At 57.9% G+C, this 18,573-nt stretch carries 14 protein-coding genes and 2 pseudogenes; 11 read left to right on the top strand and 5 right to left on the bottom strand.

Features of this window, described 5'->3' with window-relative positions:
* The first annotated feature begins 44 nt into the window (after window positions 1-44).
* The 7 genes and pseudogenes from HGB39_RS00125 to HGB39_RS40490 all read left to right on the top strand — a co-directional run.
* Complete coding sequence (locus tag HGB39_RS00125) at window positions 45-1,568, top strand: sugar transferase (RefSeq protein WP_005572603.1); 1,524 nt, start codon at window positions 45-47, stop codon at window positions 1,566-1,568.
* Between the two features lie 114 nt (window positions 1,569-1,682).
* Window positions 1,683-2,552: an alpha-1,2-fucosyltransferase gene (locus HGB39_RS00120; RefSeq protein ID WP_162276250.1), complete on the top strand. Its 870-nt coding sequence runs from the start codon at window positions 1,683-1,685 to the stop codon at window positions 2,550-2,552.
* A gap of 12 nt (window positions 2,553-2,564) precedes the next feature.
* Window positions 2,565-3,443: a glycosyltransferase family 2 protein gene (locus tag HGB39_RS39510; protein WP_081276579.1), complete on the top strand. Its 879-nt coding sequence runs from the start codon at window positions 2,565-2,567 to the stop codon at window positions 3,441-3,443.
* Between the two features lie 45 nt (window positions 3,444-3,488).
* Window positions 3,489-6,074 carry an O-antigen ligase family protein gene (locus HGB39_RS00110; protein WP_081276580.1) on the top strand — a complete coding sequence of 862 codons (2,586 nt, stop codon included), beginning with the start codon at window positions 3,489-3,491 and terminating at the stop codon, window positions 6,072-6,074.
* Window positions 6,075-6,099: 25 nt separating this feature from the next.
* Window positions 6,100-7,230 (top strand): glycosyltransferase, encoded by a 1,131-nt coding sequence (locus HGB39_RS40130; protein ID WP_081276581.1) that lies wholly within the window; start codon window positions 6,100-6,102, stop codon window positions 7,228-7,230.
* A 263-nt stretch (window positions 7,231-7,493) separates the two neighbouring features.
* Window positions 7,494-7,802: a DapH/DapD/GlmU-related protein gene (locus HGB39_RS39505; protein ID WP_085999991.1), complete on the top strand. Its 309-nt coding sequence runs from the start codon at window positions 7,494-7,496 to the stop codon at window positions 7,800-7,802.
* Between the two features lie 252 nt (window positions 7,803-8,054).
* Window positions 8,055-8,226: pseudogene (locus HGB39_RS40490) on the top strand (IS1634 family transposase); the annotation flags it as partial.
* A gap of 441 nt (window positions 8,227-8,667) precedes the next feature.
* Here the strand turns inward: HGB39_RS40490 and HGB39_RS40485 are convergent.
* From HGB39_RS40485 to HGB39_RS39500, 3 genes and pseudogenes are all read right to left on the bottom strand, one after another.
* Window positions 8,668-8,784: pseudogene (locus tag HGB39_RS40485) on the bottom strand (transposase); the annotation flags it as partial.
* Window positions 8,785-9,559: 775 nt separating this feature from the next.
* Window positions 9,560-9,787, bottom strand: coding sequence for an LbetaH domain-containing protein (locus tag HGB39_RS40120; protein ID WP_376744835.1), 228 nt, complete (start codon window positions 9,785-9,787; stop codon window positions 9,560-9,562).
* Between the two features lie 343 nt (window positions 9,788-10,130).
* Window positions 10,131-11,402, bottom strand: coding sequence for a glycosyltransferase family 4 protein (locus tag HGB39_RS39500; RefSeq protein ID WP_005572596.1), 1,272 nt, complete (start codon window positions 11,400-11,402; stop codon window positions 10,131-10,133).
* 314 nt (window positions 11,403-11,716) lie between these two features.
* On the opposite strand from HGB39_RS39500, the gene gmd reads away from it, so the two are divergent.
* From gmd to HGB39_RS00060, 4 genes are all read left to right on the top strand, one after another.
* Entirely contained in the window at window positions 11,717-12,745 is a 1,029-nt protein-coding gene (gene gmd, locus HGB39_RS00075; protein ID WP_005572595.1) for a GDP-mannose 4,6-dehydratase, read from the top strand.
* Window positions 12,745-13,713 (top strand): GDP-L-fucose synthase family protein, encoded by a 969-nt coding sequence (locus HGB39_RS00070; protein WP_005572594.1) that lies wholly within the window; start codon window positions 12,745-12,747, stop codon window positions 13,711-13,713. The genes gmd and HGB39_RS00070 overlap by 1 nt, the downstream gene beginning before the upstream one ends.
* Before the next feature lie 51 nt (window positions 13,714-13,764).
* Complete coding sequence (locus tag HGB39_RS00065; protein WP_005572593.1) at window positions 13,765-15,090, top strand: UDP-glucose dehydrogenase family protein; 1,326 nt, start codon at window positions 13,765-13,767, stop codon at window positions 15,088-15,090.
* A gap of 104 nt (window positions 15,091-15,194) precedes the next feature.
* Window positions 15,195-15,719, top strand: coding sequence for a YdcF family protein (locus HGB39_RS00060; RefSeq protein ID WP_248949876.1), 525 nt, complete (start codon window positions 15,195-15,197; stop codon window positions 15,717-15,719).
* A 400-nt stretch (window positions 15,720-16,119) separates the two neighbouring features.
* On the opposite strand, the gene HGB39_RS40115 is transcribed toward HGB39_RS00060, so the two are convergent.
* Window positions 16,120-16,545 (bottom strand): fluoride efflux transporter FluC, encoded by a 426-nt coding sequence (locus tag HGB39_RS40115; protein ID WP_005572590.1) that lies wholly within the window; start codon window positions 16,543-16,545, stop codon window positions 16,120-16,122.
* Between the two features lie 7 nt (window positions 16,546-16,552).
* The gene (locus tag HGB39_RS00050) at window positions 16,553-18,412 is read right to left on the bottom strand and encodes a DUF4012 domain-containing protein (protein WP_005572589.1); all 1,860 of its coding nucleotides are present in this window, start codon (window positions 18,410-18,412) and stop codon (window positions 16,553-16,555) included.
* Between the last annotated feature and the right edge of the window lie 161 nt (window positions 18,413-18,573).

Below are 18,573 nucleotides of genomic sequence, written 5' to 3'. Positions count from 1 at the left end.
ACAGTGACGCTCGCTAGCTCTTTGGTCCTAGTTGGAAGGCTCAGATGGTGACGTCGTTCGGTGTCTCGCTCGACTCCGCACCCCCCGCTGGGGGCACGACGCCCGCGTCGGGTCTAGAAGGCAGACTCAGCGGCAGGCGTGCCTGGCAGGCCGCGTACATCCGGCGGTTGTGGGTCTCGGACACGGTGATCGTGATCGCCGCGGTAGCCCTCGCGCAATGGGTGCGGTTCGGGGACAGCGGCGTCCTGCAGACCTCGGCCTTCCCTCAAACACTCAGTTATGCGCTGGTGTCTGCACTCCTCGTCGTGTCGTGGCTCGCCACGCTCATCATCTTCCGGACCCGCACAGTTCGTGTGATTGGTAGCGGCCCAGATGAGTACCGGCGAATTTTCGTCTCGACCGTCAGGCTATTCGGCTTCATCGCCATTGTGTCGCTCCTGTTCCGCCTCGACCTCGCTCGCCTGTATCTCGCGATTGCCTTCCCGGTGGGGCTAGCCGGTCTCATGGTCAGTCGGTGGGTGTGGCGTCGGGTGATCGCCCGCAAACGCTCCCGCGGCGAGTTCCAGACCTCGGTGCTCGTGGTGGGCAGTGAACGCTCGGTGCGGAGTTTGGCGGAATCGTTCGAGCGTGGCACAGCCGACGGCTATCGGGTGGTTGGCATGTGTATCCCCGGGCACACCGGCGCTCGGAACGACAAGATCGTTGTGGGGGAGCGTGATATCCCCGTCTTTGGAGACGAGTGTGATGTGGTTCGCGCGTTGGGCTTCTGCCATGCTGACACCGTCGCCGTTACCGCCACAGAGCATCTCGGACACGAGGGCATGCGCACTCTCGCGTGGGACCTCGAACCCCATCATGTGGACCTGGTGGTTGCGCCGGGGATGATGGATGTATCTGGGCCCCGGTTGTCGATGCGGCCGGTGGCGGGACTGCCCCTGATCCATGTGGAAAAGCCGCAATACCACGGCGCTCAGAAGTTCTCGAAGCAGTCCTTCGACTACGTGTTCGCGGCCCTTGCGCTTATTCTCGTCAGCCCGGTGATGATGGCGGCTGCTCTTGCGATCAAGCTGACCAGCAAAGGACCGGTGTTCTACAAGTCGGAGCGTATGGGCTTGGACGGCAAACCCTTCCCGATGCTCAAGTTCCGCAGCATGGTCGTGGACGCGGACAAGCAGGTGGAATCGTTGATGAAGGCGAACGAGGGCGCTGGGGTGCTGTTCAAGATGCGCGAGGATCCCAGGGTGACAAAGGTGGGGAGGCTCCTTCGCAAGTACAGCCTCGACGAGTTGCCGCAGTTCATCAACGTGCTGCGCCGTCAAATGAGTGTGGTGGGACCGCGTCCGCCCTTGCGTCGGGAAGTGGAGGCCTACGACGGGACTGTGCGTCGCAGACTTCTGGTAAAGCCAGGTATCACGGGTCTATGGCAGGTTAGCGGCCGCTCGGACTTGTCCTGGGAAGAGACGGTCCGTTTAGACCTATCGTATGTAGAAAACTGGTCGATGATGGGAGACATGCTGATCGTCGGAAAGACTCTTCGAGCGGTAGTGGTGGGATCAGGGGCATACTAGCGGACCTGATATCGCCATATTATTCAATAAGGGTTGAACTCAGACACGCATGCCATGGCCGCCCCCAGAAGCGTTACGAGTCCAACTACTCTCCGGACGGGAGGAACGAGAACGGTGAATTTCACCGAAGTAGCGGAAAGATCAAGTATCGTCGCTCGACTTACGGGCGGTCTCGGGAACCAGATGTTCCAGTATGCCTGTGCTCGGACGATCGCTGACGCCGAAGACAAGAAATTAGTGTTGGATGCTCGTCGACTTGATCTGCCCGGCATGCGAAAGTACGAGCTCTCAAACTTCTGCGTGAGATATGACGAATTGGTGAGATCTGTACCGGTTTCGCCGAAGAAATCGTGGCTTGGTCGAAGAATCCAGTCGCGAAACGCGGCACGGCACGAGCCGCCACCGCTGCTGGAAGCTCATGATTACCGTGAGTCTGACCCCACGAGTCAAACGACGGACGTCAATGGGGCGATAAGAGTAATCGGATTTTGGCAGTCACCGAACTACTTCTTTCAAAACCCCGGAATTCAGTCTGATTTGTCTTTAACCGAATCCAGGCTGGCAGAGTATTCAAATTCGCTACCGTCCTCGCGATATGCAATCATCCACGTTCGTCGCGGAGATTACCTCCACAAGAAGAACCGCAAAACACATCAAATTCTTGGAATTGAATACTATCAAGATGCGATAGCGCTAATCGAGCAGAAACAACCAGGGGTACCGATCTACGCGGTTTCAGATGACCCCGAGTGGGTCAGCGAGCAGAATCTGCCGCTCACCGTGTTGTCGGGCGAGAGCCCCTTACAGGACTTTTACTGGATCTCAAAGGCGTCGTCAATAGTGTGTGCCAATAGTACTTTCAGTTGGTGGGCTGCTTGGCTGAGTTCTGCAGCAGTAATCGCTCTTCCGAGCTCGTGGGAGCCCCTTGCCTCTGACTCAGCTCGCCTGGATTCTCGGTGGCATATTATCGACAACGTTTTCTGAGGAGACGACGCCATTATTACCGTTGGAATCACCACAAAAAACCGGAAAGAGGAGCTGGAGCGCTCACTCTTGAGCGCCCGACTACTGCGCCCGGTCCCTAAGATCCTAGTCATTGATGATGGCAGTACGGACGGCACGTCCGCAATGGTCAAGGAGCTGTTCCCAGAAGTCCATTTGATAAGTTGCAGTGAATCGGCAGGCTTGATAGCGAGAAGGAACCAGCTAGCAAGAGAATGCGGGACGAAGTATCTCGCGAGTATCGACGATGATGCATACTTTCAGGATTCGACGACTCTACAAGCTGGTGTAGAGCACCTTGAGGCGAGCCCCTCTGTGGCAGTCGTAGCGCTTCCCTACATTAACGTAAAGATTAGCGACGACGTCCTGCAGCTCCCAGCTGAAAATCAATTATCGTGTGAACTTGGTGCATACACGGGCACCGCACATATCATCCGCGTAGATACGTTTCTTGAACTGGGCGGATATCCCGACTACTTAATTCGGCAAGGGGAGGAGAGTTTTTATTCTTTGCTGGCGATGAATGCCGGCCGTAAGGTTGAGGCAATACACGCCGTACCTCTCCACCATCACCATTCTCCAATACGGGATAATGAAAAAATCGTCTTCTATGCCCGGCGGAACGAAGTAATCTCTGCCTTACTTCTGTGGCCTGTCCACATGTTACCGAATCGGATTGCTCGGCTGACTGCTCGACTTATTCGTAGTATCGCTTCAACCCGCCTTGTGAAAGCGAATGTTAGTGGGTTTTTGGCGGGAGTTTTTGCTGGAGGAATCAAGATGCGTGCAGATCGGAGGCCTGTGAAGCCAGCCACCATCAAAACGCATCTTCGTCTGTTGGCGCTCGATCGCCGCAGGCGGGAACAAGGTTGACTTGTGTCGCGATTACTTGGGCTAAAGCGAACAATCGGGTCTAACATGGCTTTGCCAATTGCAGCAATCGCCACTGGACCGATCTTGGCGCGCGGGCTCGGCGTTGAGGACCGCGGATTGCTCGCTGCCTACGTGTCCACCCTCATGATTGGTATGTACGTAGTCGCGTATGGCGCCCAAGACGCTCAAGCATCGTTCGCCGCTCGCGGACTAACAAAGATTGAGCATCTGAGTCAGAAACGGCTCGCACTATCCATCGGCTCGATTATACCGTTTGGGGCTGCCTCATTCTATTTCACATGGAAACTCGATAACTATTCACTGGCCATCGTTTGCTTATCGATACCAGCACTAGTATGGGTGCAAGGATTCCGTGGCCAGATGCAGGGAATGCAAATTTTCGGTGCCCTACTTGCCGAACGCTGGATTGGTGTGTCTCTAAGACTACTCGCGCTGGTGCTATTACTGGCCGTTGGACATCTCTCAGTCGAAACGGCACTGCTTGCGCAAAGCATTTCGATGATCTTGCCGATGATTCTCATTCTTCCGGTCTGCTTGCGACTAGTCAAACGCTCCGTAGCAACAAATCTTCCCACCGCGACAAACCATCTGGATCGATATTGGGCATTTTCGACCAAGATCTGGGTTGGTGGCCTACTCACGGCTGTGATGTTGCGTGCAGACCAGGTTCTTATGGCATTCTTTTCTACCACCTACCAACTTGGGCTATATGCGGTAGCAGTCAGCACGGCTGAGGTGCTGATCTTGGTTTCGTCTTCCGTGAAGATCGCATTACTTCCATCGGCAGTGCGCTTATCCCTCGTTGATTTCGCCAACCTTTTCAGAAGGGCGATTGTTCTCGGAGTGCTGGCCATATTGGTCACAACGCCTGTCGTTTACTTTTTCATACCAATTGTTTTCGGTCAGGAATATGCTGGAGCACGAATTCCGGCTGTGATTCTTCTCGGGGCATTCTTGCCAATTCTTGTGCTCGATCTCGTAGATGCATTACTCCAATCGCGTGGTATCGGAGTGGGGCGTATGCGAGCAACAATTAGTGCCGCGATCGCTACCGCATTACTTCTTCCCCCTCTAGTTTCGACGTGGGGTGCAGTCGGCGCGGCGGCAGTTAGTTGGATAGCTTATCTTGTGGCCTCCATAGAAATAGTCCGCGTGGCCGGAAAGAAACTGCATATGCGCAAGTACGAATTCCTGGTCTTGCTATTGGGCGGAGGGGTACGCAGGCATGCTTCCGCCAGTATAGGTCGACGAACCGCCAGGATGGGTCGACGTTCTACCAGGATGGGCCGACGTAGCGAGCGAGGAGGCAATATGAGGCCAGCGGCTAAAGGCGATTCTGTAAGAGACTGGTCGACACGTATTCTTCTATTCGTTTTCGTGCTATTACCCGTGACAGCTGCTATGGAGCTTCCACGGCGCACTCAACAGTTCCCCATTGGGGGGATCAACCAGGCAGCCTTGGCAACCTTCATCGCAGCCCTACTGCTAACTGTGACATGCATATTTGCAGAGCCTGTAGTTAGGGAGTCAAAAGGTCGTCGGCAGAGTCTCCTGGCGTTTCTTTTGCTTCTGGTCTGGCTAGCCTTGTCATATGCGGTTAGTGAGAATAGCCGAGGTGCGGTAAATTATCTACTGATTGCAGTGATTGCCGGGGTGATTGCGTTCTCGACCGTGGGCACCCGAAACCTATTTAGGTGGATCCGCGATGGATTCCGCGTAAGCATCGTTATCAGTCTATTGACTTACTTGATTCTACCCGAGTGGTACGTCAATGAGCCGATTGGCTTCCGGGGATCGGGTAAGATCATAGCCGAGTATCCGAACGTTCAGGGCATTTTGGGTCATCCAAATTATACTGGGCTTTACTTTGCTTGCGCTATCGTCGTCGAAATTGCATTATTACCCACTCGCAAACAAATATCCCTATACTTGTCGGTGATATTTCTCGCTTGCGGTTCAGTCATGCTGGCCTCGTCCCAAGCAAGAAACGCGATTCTCGCAGCCGTCCTTGGAGGGCTTGCAGTCGTATTGATAAAGACTGGTCGATTGTTATTTGCGAGGTTGGTCTGGGTTTGCTCCCTTTCGGTCGCAAGTATCCCATTTATTCTTAGTATGTACGCATTGGTGACTGCGCAAGCCCCCAACTTTGGCGTCATACGATTTGTCGGTACTCGGAGTTCACTATGGGAAGGTGCCTGCCAGGCCCTGACTGGAACGCTGCTCACCGGCTCCGGCGGAGATTTCATCCTTCGAGCTCGAAGTTACGTTCTCGATGTCGACGTCCTTAACGTGACGCATGCGCACAACCAACTCCTAAACTTAATCGGCGAGGGGGGGCTGATAGCAGTTCTTCTCTTTATTGGGTTGGTGTTTTCATTTGGACAGTCAAAGGTATTTGCCGATCCGAAGAATAGTGCGGTGGCTGGTTTGTCCACGGTGTTTGCCATATCGTGTTTGTCGGAGACACCAATTACGCCCTATGTAACGCAGGCAGGTACGGTCCTAGTCGTAATCCTCGTTGCCGCGACGGGCGCTGGGAAGTCGCGACCGGATAAGGTGCGGTCCACGGAGACGGCGGGGGAATTGAACGCGCTGGTCCGCGCAAGTTAGTGATGTCACGCGTGAGAGGTTGGGCATGAAGCAAGTTAGGCGAACGATTAGCAAGGGGAATGCCGATCAAGCTGCGGCATTGTATCTAGCAGTATTGCCGTTCTATCGAGATGAATGTGTTCGAGTCGTGCACGAGGCAACGGCCGGGTCCGTTATCTTCTTCGCGGGGGAACGACATGTCGATGAGACCGTTCGGACGGGAATTGATCCGAGTTATTTCACTCGCGTGCGCAACATTGTGATTCGTCGGCGTCTGCTTCTTCAGGTCGGACAATGGCGGAGGGCTCTTGCAATTCCGACGCTTGTGGTTGACTTGAATCCGCGTAGTATCAATGCCTGGGTGTTTCTGGTTGTCCGAAAACTCCTTGGCAGACGGACCTTAGTGTGGGGCCATCTTTACCCGCGGGCTGGTGCAGCAAGTAAAACAGCTGCTATACGACGACGGATGCGGTCGGTGTCGCAGGGAACGATACTTTATGGATACGACAGCGTTTTGCCGGCGAAGGCGGATTTACCGGATCAGCCCGTTTGGGTAGCCCCTAACTCGCTTTATCGTAGGAATCGTATGTTGGCGGGAACGGGCACCGGACCATTGGACGCGTTCGTGTACGTAGGCCGACTTGAGTCATCCAAGAAGGTGGATGTTCTGATTAGTGCGTTTGCTTCAAGTGGCTTGAAAGCCGCCGGAGTGAACCTCAGGATCGTTGGTGTGGGTTCTCAGAGGGAGTATCTGGAAGGCCTTGCAGCCAAGTTGGGGGTCGCTGATTCCACATTCTTCCTTGGGCAAATATCGACCCCGGAGGAGCTTCGTGAAGTGTATAATTCGGCTATTTGCTCCGTGTCGCCGGGATATGCGGGCCTCAGCATTACCCAGAGCCTGGGTTTTGGTGTACCAGTAGTCGTGTCGCGCGACGAGCCGCACGCTCCGGAGATCGAGCTAGTGAAGTTTGGTGAAGTGGAATTCTTCGATACTGACGACCATTACTCGCTAGCTTCTGCGTTACGTTCAGCCCGGGATAGATCCTCGAGGGACGGTAGGCAGGAGCTAAGTGATCGCGTTGCGTCGTCGTACTCGGCCGAAGCAATGGCGAGCGGTATTCTGTGTGCGCTAGATGGTGTGGAACAGACTCTTGGAAAGGATGGTTGGCCGTGCTGACTGAGGATGGCATACCACCGAACCGGAGTCGGCTACCGGGCGTTCTGGAGAGGGCGTTTAGAAGAATTCAACGCCGGATCGCTGTTCGAGGTCAGGTATCTGTGCAAAGGGACTTGAGGCTCGGCAATGGAAGTTTGATTTCATCACCACATGGTCTGGCTGTGGGTAAATCGGTGGCGGTTGGCCCTGGTTCAATAATAGAGGTTGACGGCCGTATAGGCGATTACTGCCTGATCGGTCGGAACGTTCAGATACTGGGCAGAATGGATCATGCTGTTAGCGAGATTGGCATGCCGATGGCACTCTCGACTTGGGTAGGGGATCGGCCCCAAGTGCCCGAGGATAGTGTTGCCATCGGGCGAGATGTTTGGATTGGTGCAGGGGCAATCGTTCTCGGCGGAATTTCAATTGGGGAGGGCGCGGTAATTGGCGCTGGCGCTGTTGTTACCCGTGATATTGAGCCATTCGGGATTGCAGTCGGTAATCCCGCCCGTGTAGTGAAGTTGCGGTTTCGGTCGGATTCAGAGCGGGAACGTCACTCGGCTGAACTAGATCGCAGAGAGCAGAATTGACTCTTCGCACATATTTTAGGATTCATATCCTGAGTGGATCTCACCAGTGGCGTCGGCGATCGCCAGCAGGGCGCCCATTACCTTGCCTGGGGTGCCGTTGTCGGCCTATCGAAATCGCGGGGCGTGTTTCGACATGCGATCCCTCCGACTTAGGACATTATTGGCAAGTAGATTCTGCGGCAGTGCCTTGACCTGCGGTGTCGGCTTCCGGTAGGGCTGAAATGGGGCACTAAGCAGGTATGGTCACCGGCTGTGACATATGTGCGGAAGGTGCGCACCGCGTCGGGTGCGGTCGCGGTGCAGGTCGTGCGCAAACCCCGTGGCCAGTGGGAGATCGTGGCGCATGTCGGGTCCGCACACACCGACGCCGAGCTGGGGGTTCTGCTTGAGCAGGCCCGCCGGCTCGCCCGGGGCGGTCAAGCCATGCTGGATCTCGATGTTCCCGAACCGACCTCGCTGGTAGCAGATGTAGCCGTCTGGCAGTCCGGCCAGCTATCCACGCCGACGAGGAAGAGCGGCGGGTCGGCCATGTCCGGCCGTACGGTGCGCACGAGTGCGCGACTGCTCTACAGGCGTTCGCGGGTCTCCCCAGGCGCTGCCGTCACCACCACCGTGGGGCCGTCAGGACATTGGTAGACGGCGCGGTGAGCCGGGGACCACGGCCAGTGACCAGGCACCAGCCGGCGAGTTCACGGGGGGGGGCGGAGTTGTTGCCCACTGGACGCTTACGTCGCTGATCGAAGCTTTGCCATCGGCCGTGTTAACGGCGGTTGCCGTGTTGCCCGTGCGCCCGCGCCGACGGGGTGGCTTGGTTCCACCCGCGCCGCAGATCCACACCGGGACTGCTGGGTAGGGGTGGCGGTGATGCCCATACGGCTTCGATCAGCGGTCGGCGGGCGCGGGCATTGCCGGACTTGGCGATCGACCTCTGCGATCGTGACGCGCCCGAGGACGATTCGGTGGGCACCAGGCCTAGGTGCGCGCCGATCGCCGATCCCCGATGGTGAGCATGGTGTAGACGCAGTGCCAAATGCGAGTTGCAGCATCGGGACTGTAAACGCGCGCGTCCATAGCCACAGCTGGTGTTTTCCGGCCCACGCTCTTCTGCCGGAGTAGACGATTCTCGGCCGCATAGGCAGTTTCGAGATGCTGTTCCGGGCCGACGTCAGGTCCTCCCCGCGCACATTCTGTCGGGCCGGACCAGATTGCGTGTAGCTTCCTGCTCGACACTCGGGACTTCACCTCGATGACCTCACCCAGATGCAGCAGCCGGGCCAGGTGGCGGACATCGCGGTATCGGTATTGACCCGGCCGCCGGATGGCGTTGCAGCTTCGACGGTGCCGCCACCAGACACACGAACCCTGGCCCTGACCAGGAACGTGGCCAGCCGGAAGCCGGTCGGACCGGCCTCGGAAGTCGCCGCACGCCCGCACGAGAATTAGCGGATCCATTCCAGGATCTCATCATGATCCGGCGTCAACCGATGCTCGAACATCTCACCGGTCTCACCATCGAGCCCCTCGCCGGCGCGAGCTCATCCACCCGACCTTCGTATGCTGACCGATCACTGTGGCCCTATATCTGTGGCTCCGCGGCAGGACCACATTCCGTCGCTGCTAAGTTCACATGTGAGCGAATGCCCAGCGACCCCTCATACCTCCTGTCGGCCTTGACCAGGTCGGGTGTCAACGGTCCAGCGCCCCGATGCTCGATGAGCGCGATGCTGTCAGTGAGATGACTCTGTGTAGCACCTCGCCTATTCAGCGGACGGATACCGAGTGGTCCCTGCATTGAGGACGACGGTATTGCTTGGGACGTCGCGAACGACGAGGGACTGTGCTCCGACAGTCGTGTTTGATCCGATAGTTACTCCGCGGAGAATCGTAGCTCGCGCAGCTATCCAAGCTCCGTCCTGGATCGTGATAGGTCGATTGTCGAACTCAAAAGTCGGCGAATTTCTGTCATGGCTCCCAGTGCATATCATTGCTTCCTGCGATATGCAGACGTCCCGCCCGATAAACACCGGTTCAAGGTTTAGAATCCAGACGCCTTCACCGATCCATGAATCCCTTCCGACTGAGAGCTTCCAAGGCCAGTGGATCCGCACATTGTGCCGGATTAGGACGCCAGCTTCGATATGGGCGCCGAACAACCTTAAGATCTTGATCCGAATGGCGTTGGGCAGCCACCATCTGGATGTGAAACACCCAGATATCAACATCCATAGCGCCTGCACTGCGACAGATCGGCCTTTGTCATATCCGCGACCGCTGAATTGAGATAGGCGGCGAGAACTATTGGAGAGCTTGAACGCTACGTCAATCGACTCATTCGTCGGCTCCTGCACTCGACCGAACCTCTCTTTTTGCGGAGTGGATTTTATAAATCCACTCTTCGAAACTGTCAATCGCCGATGTTTCGCTCAGTGTGGTGCGATAGTAAGCAAGCCCGGCGCGACCAAACGCCGCCGCGTAAGCATCGTCTGACGAAAGTTGAATTATCTCCTTGATAAGCTCCTCGGGAGAACCCGCCGGAACCTGAACCCCGCCACCGGAGTTTGCGAGTTCCTCTGCCGTTGTGCTTGTCCTGTCGGTTGCGGCAAGCACGGGTTTCCCGGTAGCGAAGTACGTCGTAAGCTTACTTGGGACTGCCATCTCAGTCACTCCTGGTAATTCGTTTACCAGCAGCACATCGGCCGCATCGAGCGCCGATCGGAAATCGAAATCACTCATCGGATTTAGGAACTGGAGGTTGAGACCTGGGGGGCATAATGACTCCAGTCTTGCTCTCTGGTTTCCATCGCCAAGGAGGACGAATCGGATAGATGGGTAATTAACGAAGGCCTGCTTAGCGGCTTCGATAACGTTTTCGAGCCCTTGTTTGGCTCCCATATTCCCGCTGTGAAGCACGACCGTCTCGTCTGGCCCCCAACCGAGAAGAGATCGAGTCTGCACTCGGCTCCTTGTAGGTCCGACCCTGAGGTGTGTCCAGTTCCGAATGACCTCGATCTTGGAGCTTTCGATCTTCAACGTATTCGCCATGTAGCTGCGGAAGCGATCGTGAATCACGGCAACGCCGTCAGCTGCCCTCAAGGTGGCCGATTCGAATTTCGCCGCGGCTTGGGCGATGCGCCCGTTCGCTGCCCCAGTCTCGATCAGCCCTCGACTGTACAAATCCTGGACCCAAATTCCAATGCTCGGCCGACTTCTCTGGCCTCGAGCCCGTGCGACCGCCATCGCCGCTGCAATCAAAGCCGGCGAGACGCAAAGGACTACGTCGGGCCTATGCCAGTTCTGCGTAATTGCCCTCGTTCCGAATGAGGCCTCAAGTAGCATCCTGGTGGCGTTGTTTAAATTACTTGGAGTGTACTGCCGTACACGTCTTATGCTAATTCCGTCACGATTCTCATCAATCGTCTGACCTGAGTAATCCGGATCGACCTTCCACGACGGGTAGTGAGGGAATCCGGTGACGACGCGAACGATGTGGCCCCGGTCGTGTAGGCCGCGCGCTATCCCGCCGGTGTACGGGGCGATCCCCGTGACTTCTGGGGGGTAATTTAGGCCAACGATCGTTACGTGGAGCGGGCGCCTGGTCACGAGGATGGATAGTAGCTTCTATCCATGGCTGGGGTTCACCTCAGGCAATGCGCTCCGGAGACCGCGCCGCCAATCTTATTGATCCGGATGTGCCGCCGATGCCGAAGATGGCAGAAGCCCGCCGACGTAGCTAGCTAGCTAGATGAAGCTTCGGGGGTGTCTGCTTGACGCCGGTTCCGCGTCAACGATTCTCAGCGGGTCGCTGCCCGAAGGGGTGGACCTCGATCAGAAGCCACCTCATGTCGAGGATCCTGCGCCAAGGAACTAGGCTACCAGGCGAGGGTGTGTTGCGGATTCGAACAAATGGAGCTGGGATGAAGCGTGCGTTGATCATTGGGATCACTGGCCAGGACGGTTCGTACCTTGCCGAGCTGTTGCTCGGGAAGGGATATGAGGTCCATGGACTGATCCGTAGGTCTTCGACCTTCAATACGTCTCGGATTGAACATCTGTACGTCGACCCGCATGACCCCGAAGCGAAGCTATTCCTGCACTATGGTGATCTGAGTGACGGTGCGAGGCTTGTGACTCTTCTCTCACAAATCCAGCCGGACGAAGTCTATAATCTCGGTGCGCAGTCGCATGTCCGCGTGAGCTTCGACGAGCCAGAACACACAGGGAACACGACCGGGGTCGGATCTATCAGACTCCTCGAAGCTGTCCGGCTGGCGGGCGTGGAGTGCAAGTATTACCAAGCCTCGAGCTCTGAAATGTTCGGTGCCACACCGCCTCCGCAGAATGAGGAGACTCCGTTCTACCCGCGGTCGCCATACGGTGCAGCGAAGGTGTACGCGTATTGGGTTACGAAGAACTACCGTGAAGCGTACGGGATCTTTGCTGTCAACGGCATCCTCTTTAATCACGAGTCACCGCGTCGCGGCGAGACGTTCGTAACGCGCAAGATCACTCGTGCCGTCGCACGAATCCAGGCTGGCCTCGAAGAGCATCTCTACATGGGTAACCTTGACGCAATCCGTGACTGGGGTTATGCACCCGAGTATGTCGAAGGTATGTGGCGAATGTTGCAGGCCGACGAACCGGACGACTACTGTCTCGCGACCGGCGGGAACTACTCAGTTCGAGACTTTTTGACAGTGGCGTTCGACCATGCAGGTCTGAACTGGGAAGACCACGTGCGTTTCGATGAGCGCTACCTCCGCCCCACCGAGGTGGACGCGTTGGTCGGTGACGCGAGTAAGGCCGAGGGAAAGTTGGGTTGGAAGGCTCAGGTCCACACTCCTGAACTCGCGAAGATCATGGTTGACGCCGATATCGAGGCACTCAAGCATGAGGGCCGGCCATGGATTGATTCGCCGGCGCATCCCGACTGGGAGATCCTCTGATGCAGAACAACTTCGTGCCGAAAGAGTTAGATCGAACAGCTCCGCTATACGTGGCAGGTCACCGAGGTCTTGTCGGCTCTGCTATCTGGCGCCAGCTCGAGGCGAAAGGCTTCGAGAACCTACTTGGGCGTTCGTCCAGTGAACTTGATCTGCGCGACAGGGAGGCGGTCTTTCGCTTCTTCGCGGACGAGGAGCCACGCAACGTTGTGCTGGCTGCAGCGAAAGTCGGCGGAATCATGGCGAACAACACGTACCCCGTCGACTTCCTCTCGGAGAACCTGCGGATCCAGGTGAATGTCCTCGATGCGGCTTTGGAACATGGTGTTGAGCGTCTTCTCTTCCTCGGATCGTCCTGCATCTACCCCAAGCTCGCCGCTCAGCCGATCAAGGAGGAGTACCTCCTGACTGGCCACCTCGAACCTACAAACGATGCCTACGCCATCGCGAAGATTGCTGGCATTCTGCAAGTTCAGGCTGTACGGCGCCAGTATGGACTTCCTTGGATCTCCGCCATGCCGACCAACCTGTACGGGCAAGGTGACAACTTCTCGCTGCAAGGGTCGCATGTGCTTCCCGCACTCATTCGTCGCTACGATGAAGCCCGTCGCGACGGAGCCGAGTCCGTCACGAACTGGGGCACGGGCTCACCGCGCCGCGAATTCTTGCATGTGAACGACATGGCATCGGCCTGTCTCCACCTGCTTGAGAACTATGACGGCCCTGATCAGGTCAATGTAGGCACCGGGCAAGACTCGACTATTGAAGAGATTGCACGAATCGTGGCCGAAGAAGTTGGATATACAGGCCGGATCGAATGGGATACATCAAAGCCTGACGGTACGCCCCGGAAGCTTCTCGACACCACCAAGCTGCGCGGGACTGGTTGGGAACCCAGTATCGGTCTCCGCGAGGGGATCGCATCAACGATTGCGTGGTACCGCCGCCACGTAGACGTTGTGCGCAGGTGAATGCGTCATCCGTTCTGATCGCAGGTCAATTCCCCTGAATGTGAGATCACAGTGACCACACGCATTGCTGTATTCGGAACTGGCTACCTAGGAGCCACCCACGCTGCCTGCATGGCGGAGCTCGGTCATGAGGTCCTTGGTGTGGACGTCGATTCGGCGAAACTCACGAAGCTTGAGGCTGGTGAGGTGCCTTTCTACGAGCCAGGTCTGGAAGAAGTCCTGCGACGCAATATCGCTGCAGGAAGATTACGTTTCACGTCCTCGTACGAAGAGGCCGCAGCCTTCGCCGACGTCCACTTCCTTGGTGTTGGCACTCCCCAAAAGAAGGGAGAGTTCGCAGCCGACCTGACGTATGTCGACGCCGTCATCACGACCCTTGCACCGCTGATTACGGGTCCAGCAGTGATATTCGGTAAGTCGACCGTTCCCGTGGGAACGGCTCAACGGCTGGGTGTACTTGCGCGCGAGCTGTCGCCGGCTGGCGAAGATCTCGAGGTGGCCTGGAACCCCGAATTTCTTCGCGAAGGATTCGCCGTCCAGGACACGCTGCATCCAGACCGCCTGGTTCTCGGAGTCGATCGCGATCGTCCGGGACGCGCAGAGGACGTTGCACGCGAGGTTTATTCAACACTCATCGAGGATGACATTCCATTTCTCGTCACGGATGTGGCGACTGCTGAACTCGTTAAGACTTCGGCGAATGCTTTTCTCGCCACCAAGATTTCCTTCATCAATGCGATATCTGAGGTATGCGAGGCGGCAGGGGCGGACGTGACAGTGTTGGCCGACGCCATCGGTCACGACGCCCGTATCGGGCGTCGCTTTCTGAATGCGGGGGTCGGCTTCGGGGGTGGTTGTCTCCCCAAGGACATCCGTGCCTTCATGGCCCGCGCCGGCGAACTCGGTGCAGATCAGGCACTCACGTTCCTACGCGAGGTCGACAACATCAACATGCGGCGCCGCACTCGTATGGTGGAACTGGCGCGGGAAGCTTGCGGGTCACTGCTCGGTGCCCGCGTCGCAGTACTTGGCGCCGCGTTCAAACCGGACTCCGACGACGTGCGTGACTCCCCGGCCCTGAACGTCGCCGGACAAATTCAGTTGCAAGGCGCTGCAGTAACGGTGTACGACCCCAAAGCGATGGAGAATTCGCGGGCACTGTTCCCGACGCTTGGGTACGCGCAGACTGCGTTCGATGCCTGCGAGGGCGCTGACGTTGTCCTAGTGCTGACAGAATGGCCCGAATTTAGAAAATTGCAGCCCGCAGATCTTGACGCAGTGGTACGCAAGCGCGTGCTAATCGACGGCAGGAACTGCCTTGACCCACAACAGTGGCGCGATGAGGGATGGACTTATCGTGGATTGGGACGCCCGTAGCGGAGAGCGGCATAGCTCCCTCATCGCGGCTCGCGGGAGAGCTCCGCACCAAAACGGGGGTGTGGCTAACTGTGCAGCGGTTGTTCACGTTTTTGGTGGTCTCGGTGAGCATCGTTGCGCTCGTCGTGGCAGGCGTTGGGGTCGTGGGATTTTTCGTCTTCACCGAGTCTCGAATTGACCCATTGACACCTGTCGATGCAATTGTCGTACTTGGTGGTGAGCACGACGGGCGCGAAGACTACGGCGTCAACCTTGCCCAGCAAGGAGTCGCGAGGAACGTCGTGCTTTCCAATCCGTACTGGCAAGGTGACCCGTGGATGACCGCGTTCTGCGCCATCAACGACCCACGGTTCACCGTCACGTGTGTGCCCCCCGTCCCTGCGACGACACGAGGAGAGGCGGAGTTCACCCGCGAATTAGCCGAGAAAAACGGGTGGAACCGTGTGCTGGTGATCAGCTGGCGTTTCCACTTACCGCGAGCGCGCTACATCTTCTCGCAGTGCTTCGACGGTGAGATTGTGATGCGGCCGGTGCCCCGCGACTACAACTACAGTCTTGCCGAGTGGGAATATACGTACCTGTATCAAACGGTGGGGTTCATCAAGGCTTTCGTTCAAGGGTCGTGCTAGCGGAGGCTGCTGGGTGCCTTCTCTATCGTGATACTGCCTATATCGGCCAAGATGTAGCCCGCTATCGCCATCGCTACGCCGGCCAAGCCAGTCCACATCGCAAGCAATATCCTGCGGCGCCGAGGCAGAGGACAAGCGCGGTCTAATGCCTGCCCCGCGACTGCCGTAAACGGCGCGACCGAACCGAGTACCCCGGCACCGAAGAACGCATACCCGCCCCCGCTCCGGCCCGACGCAACGACGATGCCGAGCAACACACACGTGCACGTGGTGAGCAGTAGCACAACGCGGTCCGCACCGATACGAGGCCCGGCGACCGTCACGACCAGGTAGTGCAACAGTGTGCCCACCGCACCGCCAGCCGCGACCCACCACGCGTAGTTGATCGACGTTGACACGTTCACCGTGCATGCCTCCCCGCACGACGGCTGCGCCTCGACAGCGTGGACCAGCACGCCCTGCCGGCCCACGCTAAACCGACAGCGACAACCGGCGTCAACGCCAGATATAGCAACCCCATCCCGGGATAAGTCAGTGTTACACCTTGCACCGCAAAGAAGCCGAAAGACGTGAAACCTGAAAGCGTGCCGTACGTGAGGAACGCGCGGACGATGGCCGATAAATCCTGATCCCCATCTGGAATAGCGCCGATAGACAGACCGAGCAGGAAGCACCCCACCACATTTATGGCGAAAGTGGTGAGCGGAAAGTGCATTGTGTCGTCCGGCCACCACCGCCAAATCTGGTATCGGCACGCAGCGCCCACCGCGCCACCCGCCGCCACGGCCAGGGCGGTGGCGGCGGTACGAGAGGTGTCGGAGAGCATTGCCGAGTCAGGCGCCGCAGTTCGGTACGTCCACGATGACAGTTGGATCATCTACCAGGGGTTGCACCGGAACTCGCGCCTCGCCGGGGGTGGCGGGCTCGGTCAGCTGGTACTTAATTTCCGTCGTCTGGCCCTGCCTCACGGGAACCAGCACGTCGAACAGTGGGTGGCCCATTTCCTTGCCTGTTAGGAACACGGCCGGCTTGCCGTCCACCGTCACGTTCCGTAGCTGTGCGCCCTGTGTCGCCAGTAGTGATACAGCCGACACGTTGGTGCCCTTAGGCACGCCGAGGGTGTTGATGAACGTTCCCGCGACGTAGTCAGGGAAGTCGCCCGCCGGTGTGTTGTTGGTCAGCTTCACTGTCACCGTCGAGCGGCGGGTGTCGCCGGCGCAACTCTCAGCCGTGTAGTCGATCTCACGCGTCGTGTGGTAGTCGAGTTTGCCACCAGCCTGGTTGTTGATGACGACGCCGGCGAATGGTGCCGCGTCGTCGGGGACGGTGTGACCGAGGGGGGTCCCGGCCAGAACTTGCTGCTCCTCAGGGTGCGAGCTCCACACGGCGATACGGCGCTCACCGGCCGCGCGGCCGAGGGCGTCTAGCAACTTCTGGGGGGACTGGATCTGACCGGTCATCTTGTCGATCACCCGGGCGGCCACCGTCTGAAGATACTGCTTACGGGCGTTGTTGTCGTCCGCAAACCGGACGTAGGCGGTCGACTCGGTCAGTTCCACCACGTTGTCGGCGTTGATCACCTCTCCGTCCGGCATTTTGACCGAGCCGATGGCGCCGAGCACGTAGCTGAGCGCGATCGGGTCGGTGGCAATCGCACCGTCCACCTGCTCGCCTGATTCCTGGGCCCACATCGATTTCCAAATCTGCGCTGCATAGGGAAAGTGTGAACTCAAGTTACTGTTACGGATGTCTGTGGTCGGTCGGCTCTGCCCGTATTGGGCGGCGAATTCTGGTCCCAGGTCCAACGGCGCTGCTGCGCCGACAAGGTCCGAGTTCCGCCCTAGCGTGTCTACTCGTGCGACACCATCATTCGCACGAATGACACCGTAGCCACCTAGCAGGCCGCCCGTTCCGCGAGCTTCGGCGTTGGTTTGGAAGGCCATGAAGTAGTTGCGGGGGCCGTCTGCGCCCAACATTGCGGGTGCCAGCTGTGCGGCAATTGCGGTATTCCCCAACAGCTTCGAGAGCTCCGAAAGCTGGTCCTGCAGTTGTGTACGAGCGTCGGAAACCGACGTCAGGTATGTCGGAGCCGCGATAGCCTGTGCCTTATCGTTCCACCGCTGCGCAGCGACGGCAGTCTGATCCAGTACTGGCGCAGCATCCTGTAACGGCTGCAAATTTACCTTGCCACCGGAAGCGATGAGTTGGTTTGGCGCCAGAGAGGTTCCGGCTGCCACCGCCGGTGTGAGCACCTCCGACGTCAGGCCGCGCACCACCTCGGAGATCTGCTGCGACGTCTCGAGCGGGCTGCCCAGCCATGGAATGGTCGACGCGACGCTCCACGGGACGTTGTGGGTGTAGTCGTAGGCCTTGTTCGCGTACTTGTCGGCGTCGGCGGATGAGCGCTCCGCGTCTTCTGTATTACCGTCCAGTAACGCGTCTTTCGCGAGCTGTGCGTGGTTGCGCGCCTCGTACAGATTTGCGCGTGCTTCCCTAGCCGAATAGCCGAGCCACAGACCCAGTGCCACTACCACCAGCGAAGCCACAAAACCGCCCGTGATCAGGGAACGCTTGCGCTTATAGGACTTGCTGCGGACGCTCGTGCGCTTGCGGATGCGACGAACCGAGGGCTCGCCCGCGGAAGTGCCCGAAGCGCCGGGGTTCTCGGCGTCACCGCGGGAATGATCGTTCACGGATCGTGGCTCCTGTCATCGTGGTTGCGTAGAGGATACTGTGACGTGCGTCGCAGGTTTGACCCCCGCGTGGTGAGCAACGCGCTTGCTCATTATTGTCTGAGTAGCGGATTTCGCGAACCGGGAGTCATCAAGGTTCAGGCCCATCCAGATCGTGAGTG

The organism is Rhodococcus opacus (genome assembly GCF_012396235.1).
In the GTDB taxonomy this organism is placed as follows: Bacteria; Actinomycetota; Actinomycetes; order Mycobacteriales; family Mycobacteriaceae; genus Rhodococcus_F; species Rhodococcus_F opacus.
The sequence above is the reverse complement of the archived record's forward strand: the minus strand, read 5'-3'. Positions and strand labels throughout refer to the sequence as shown.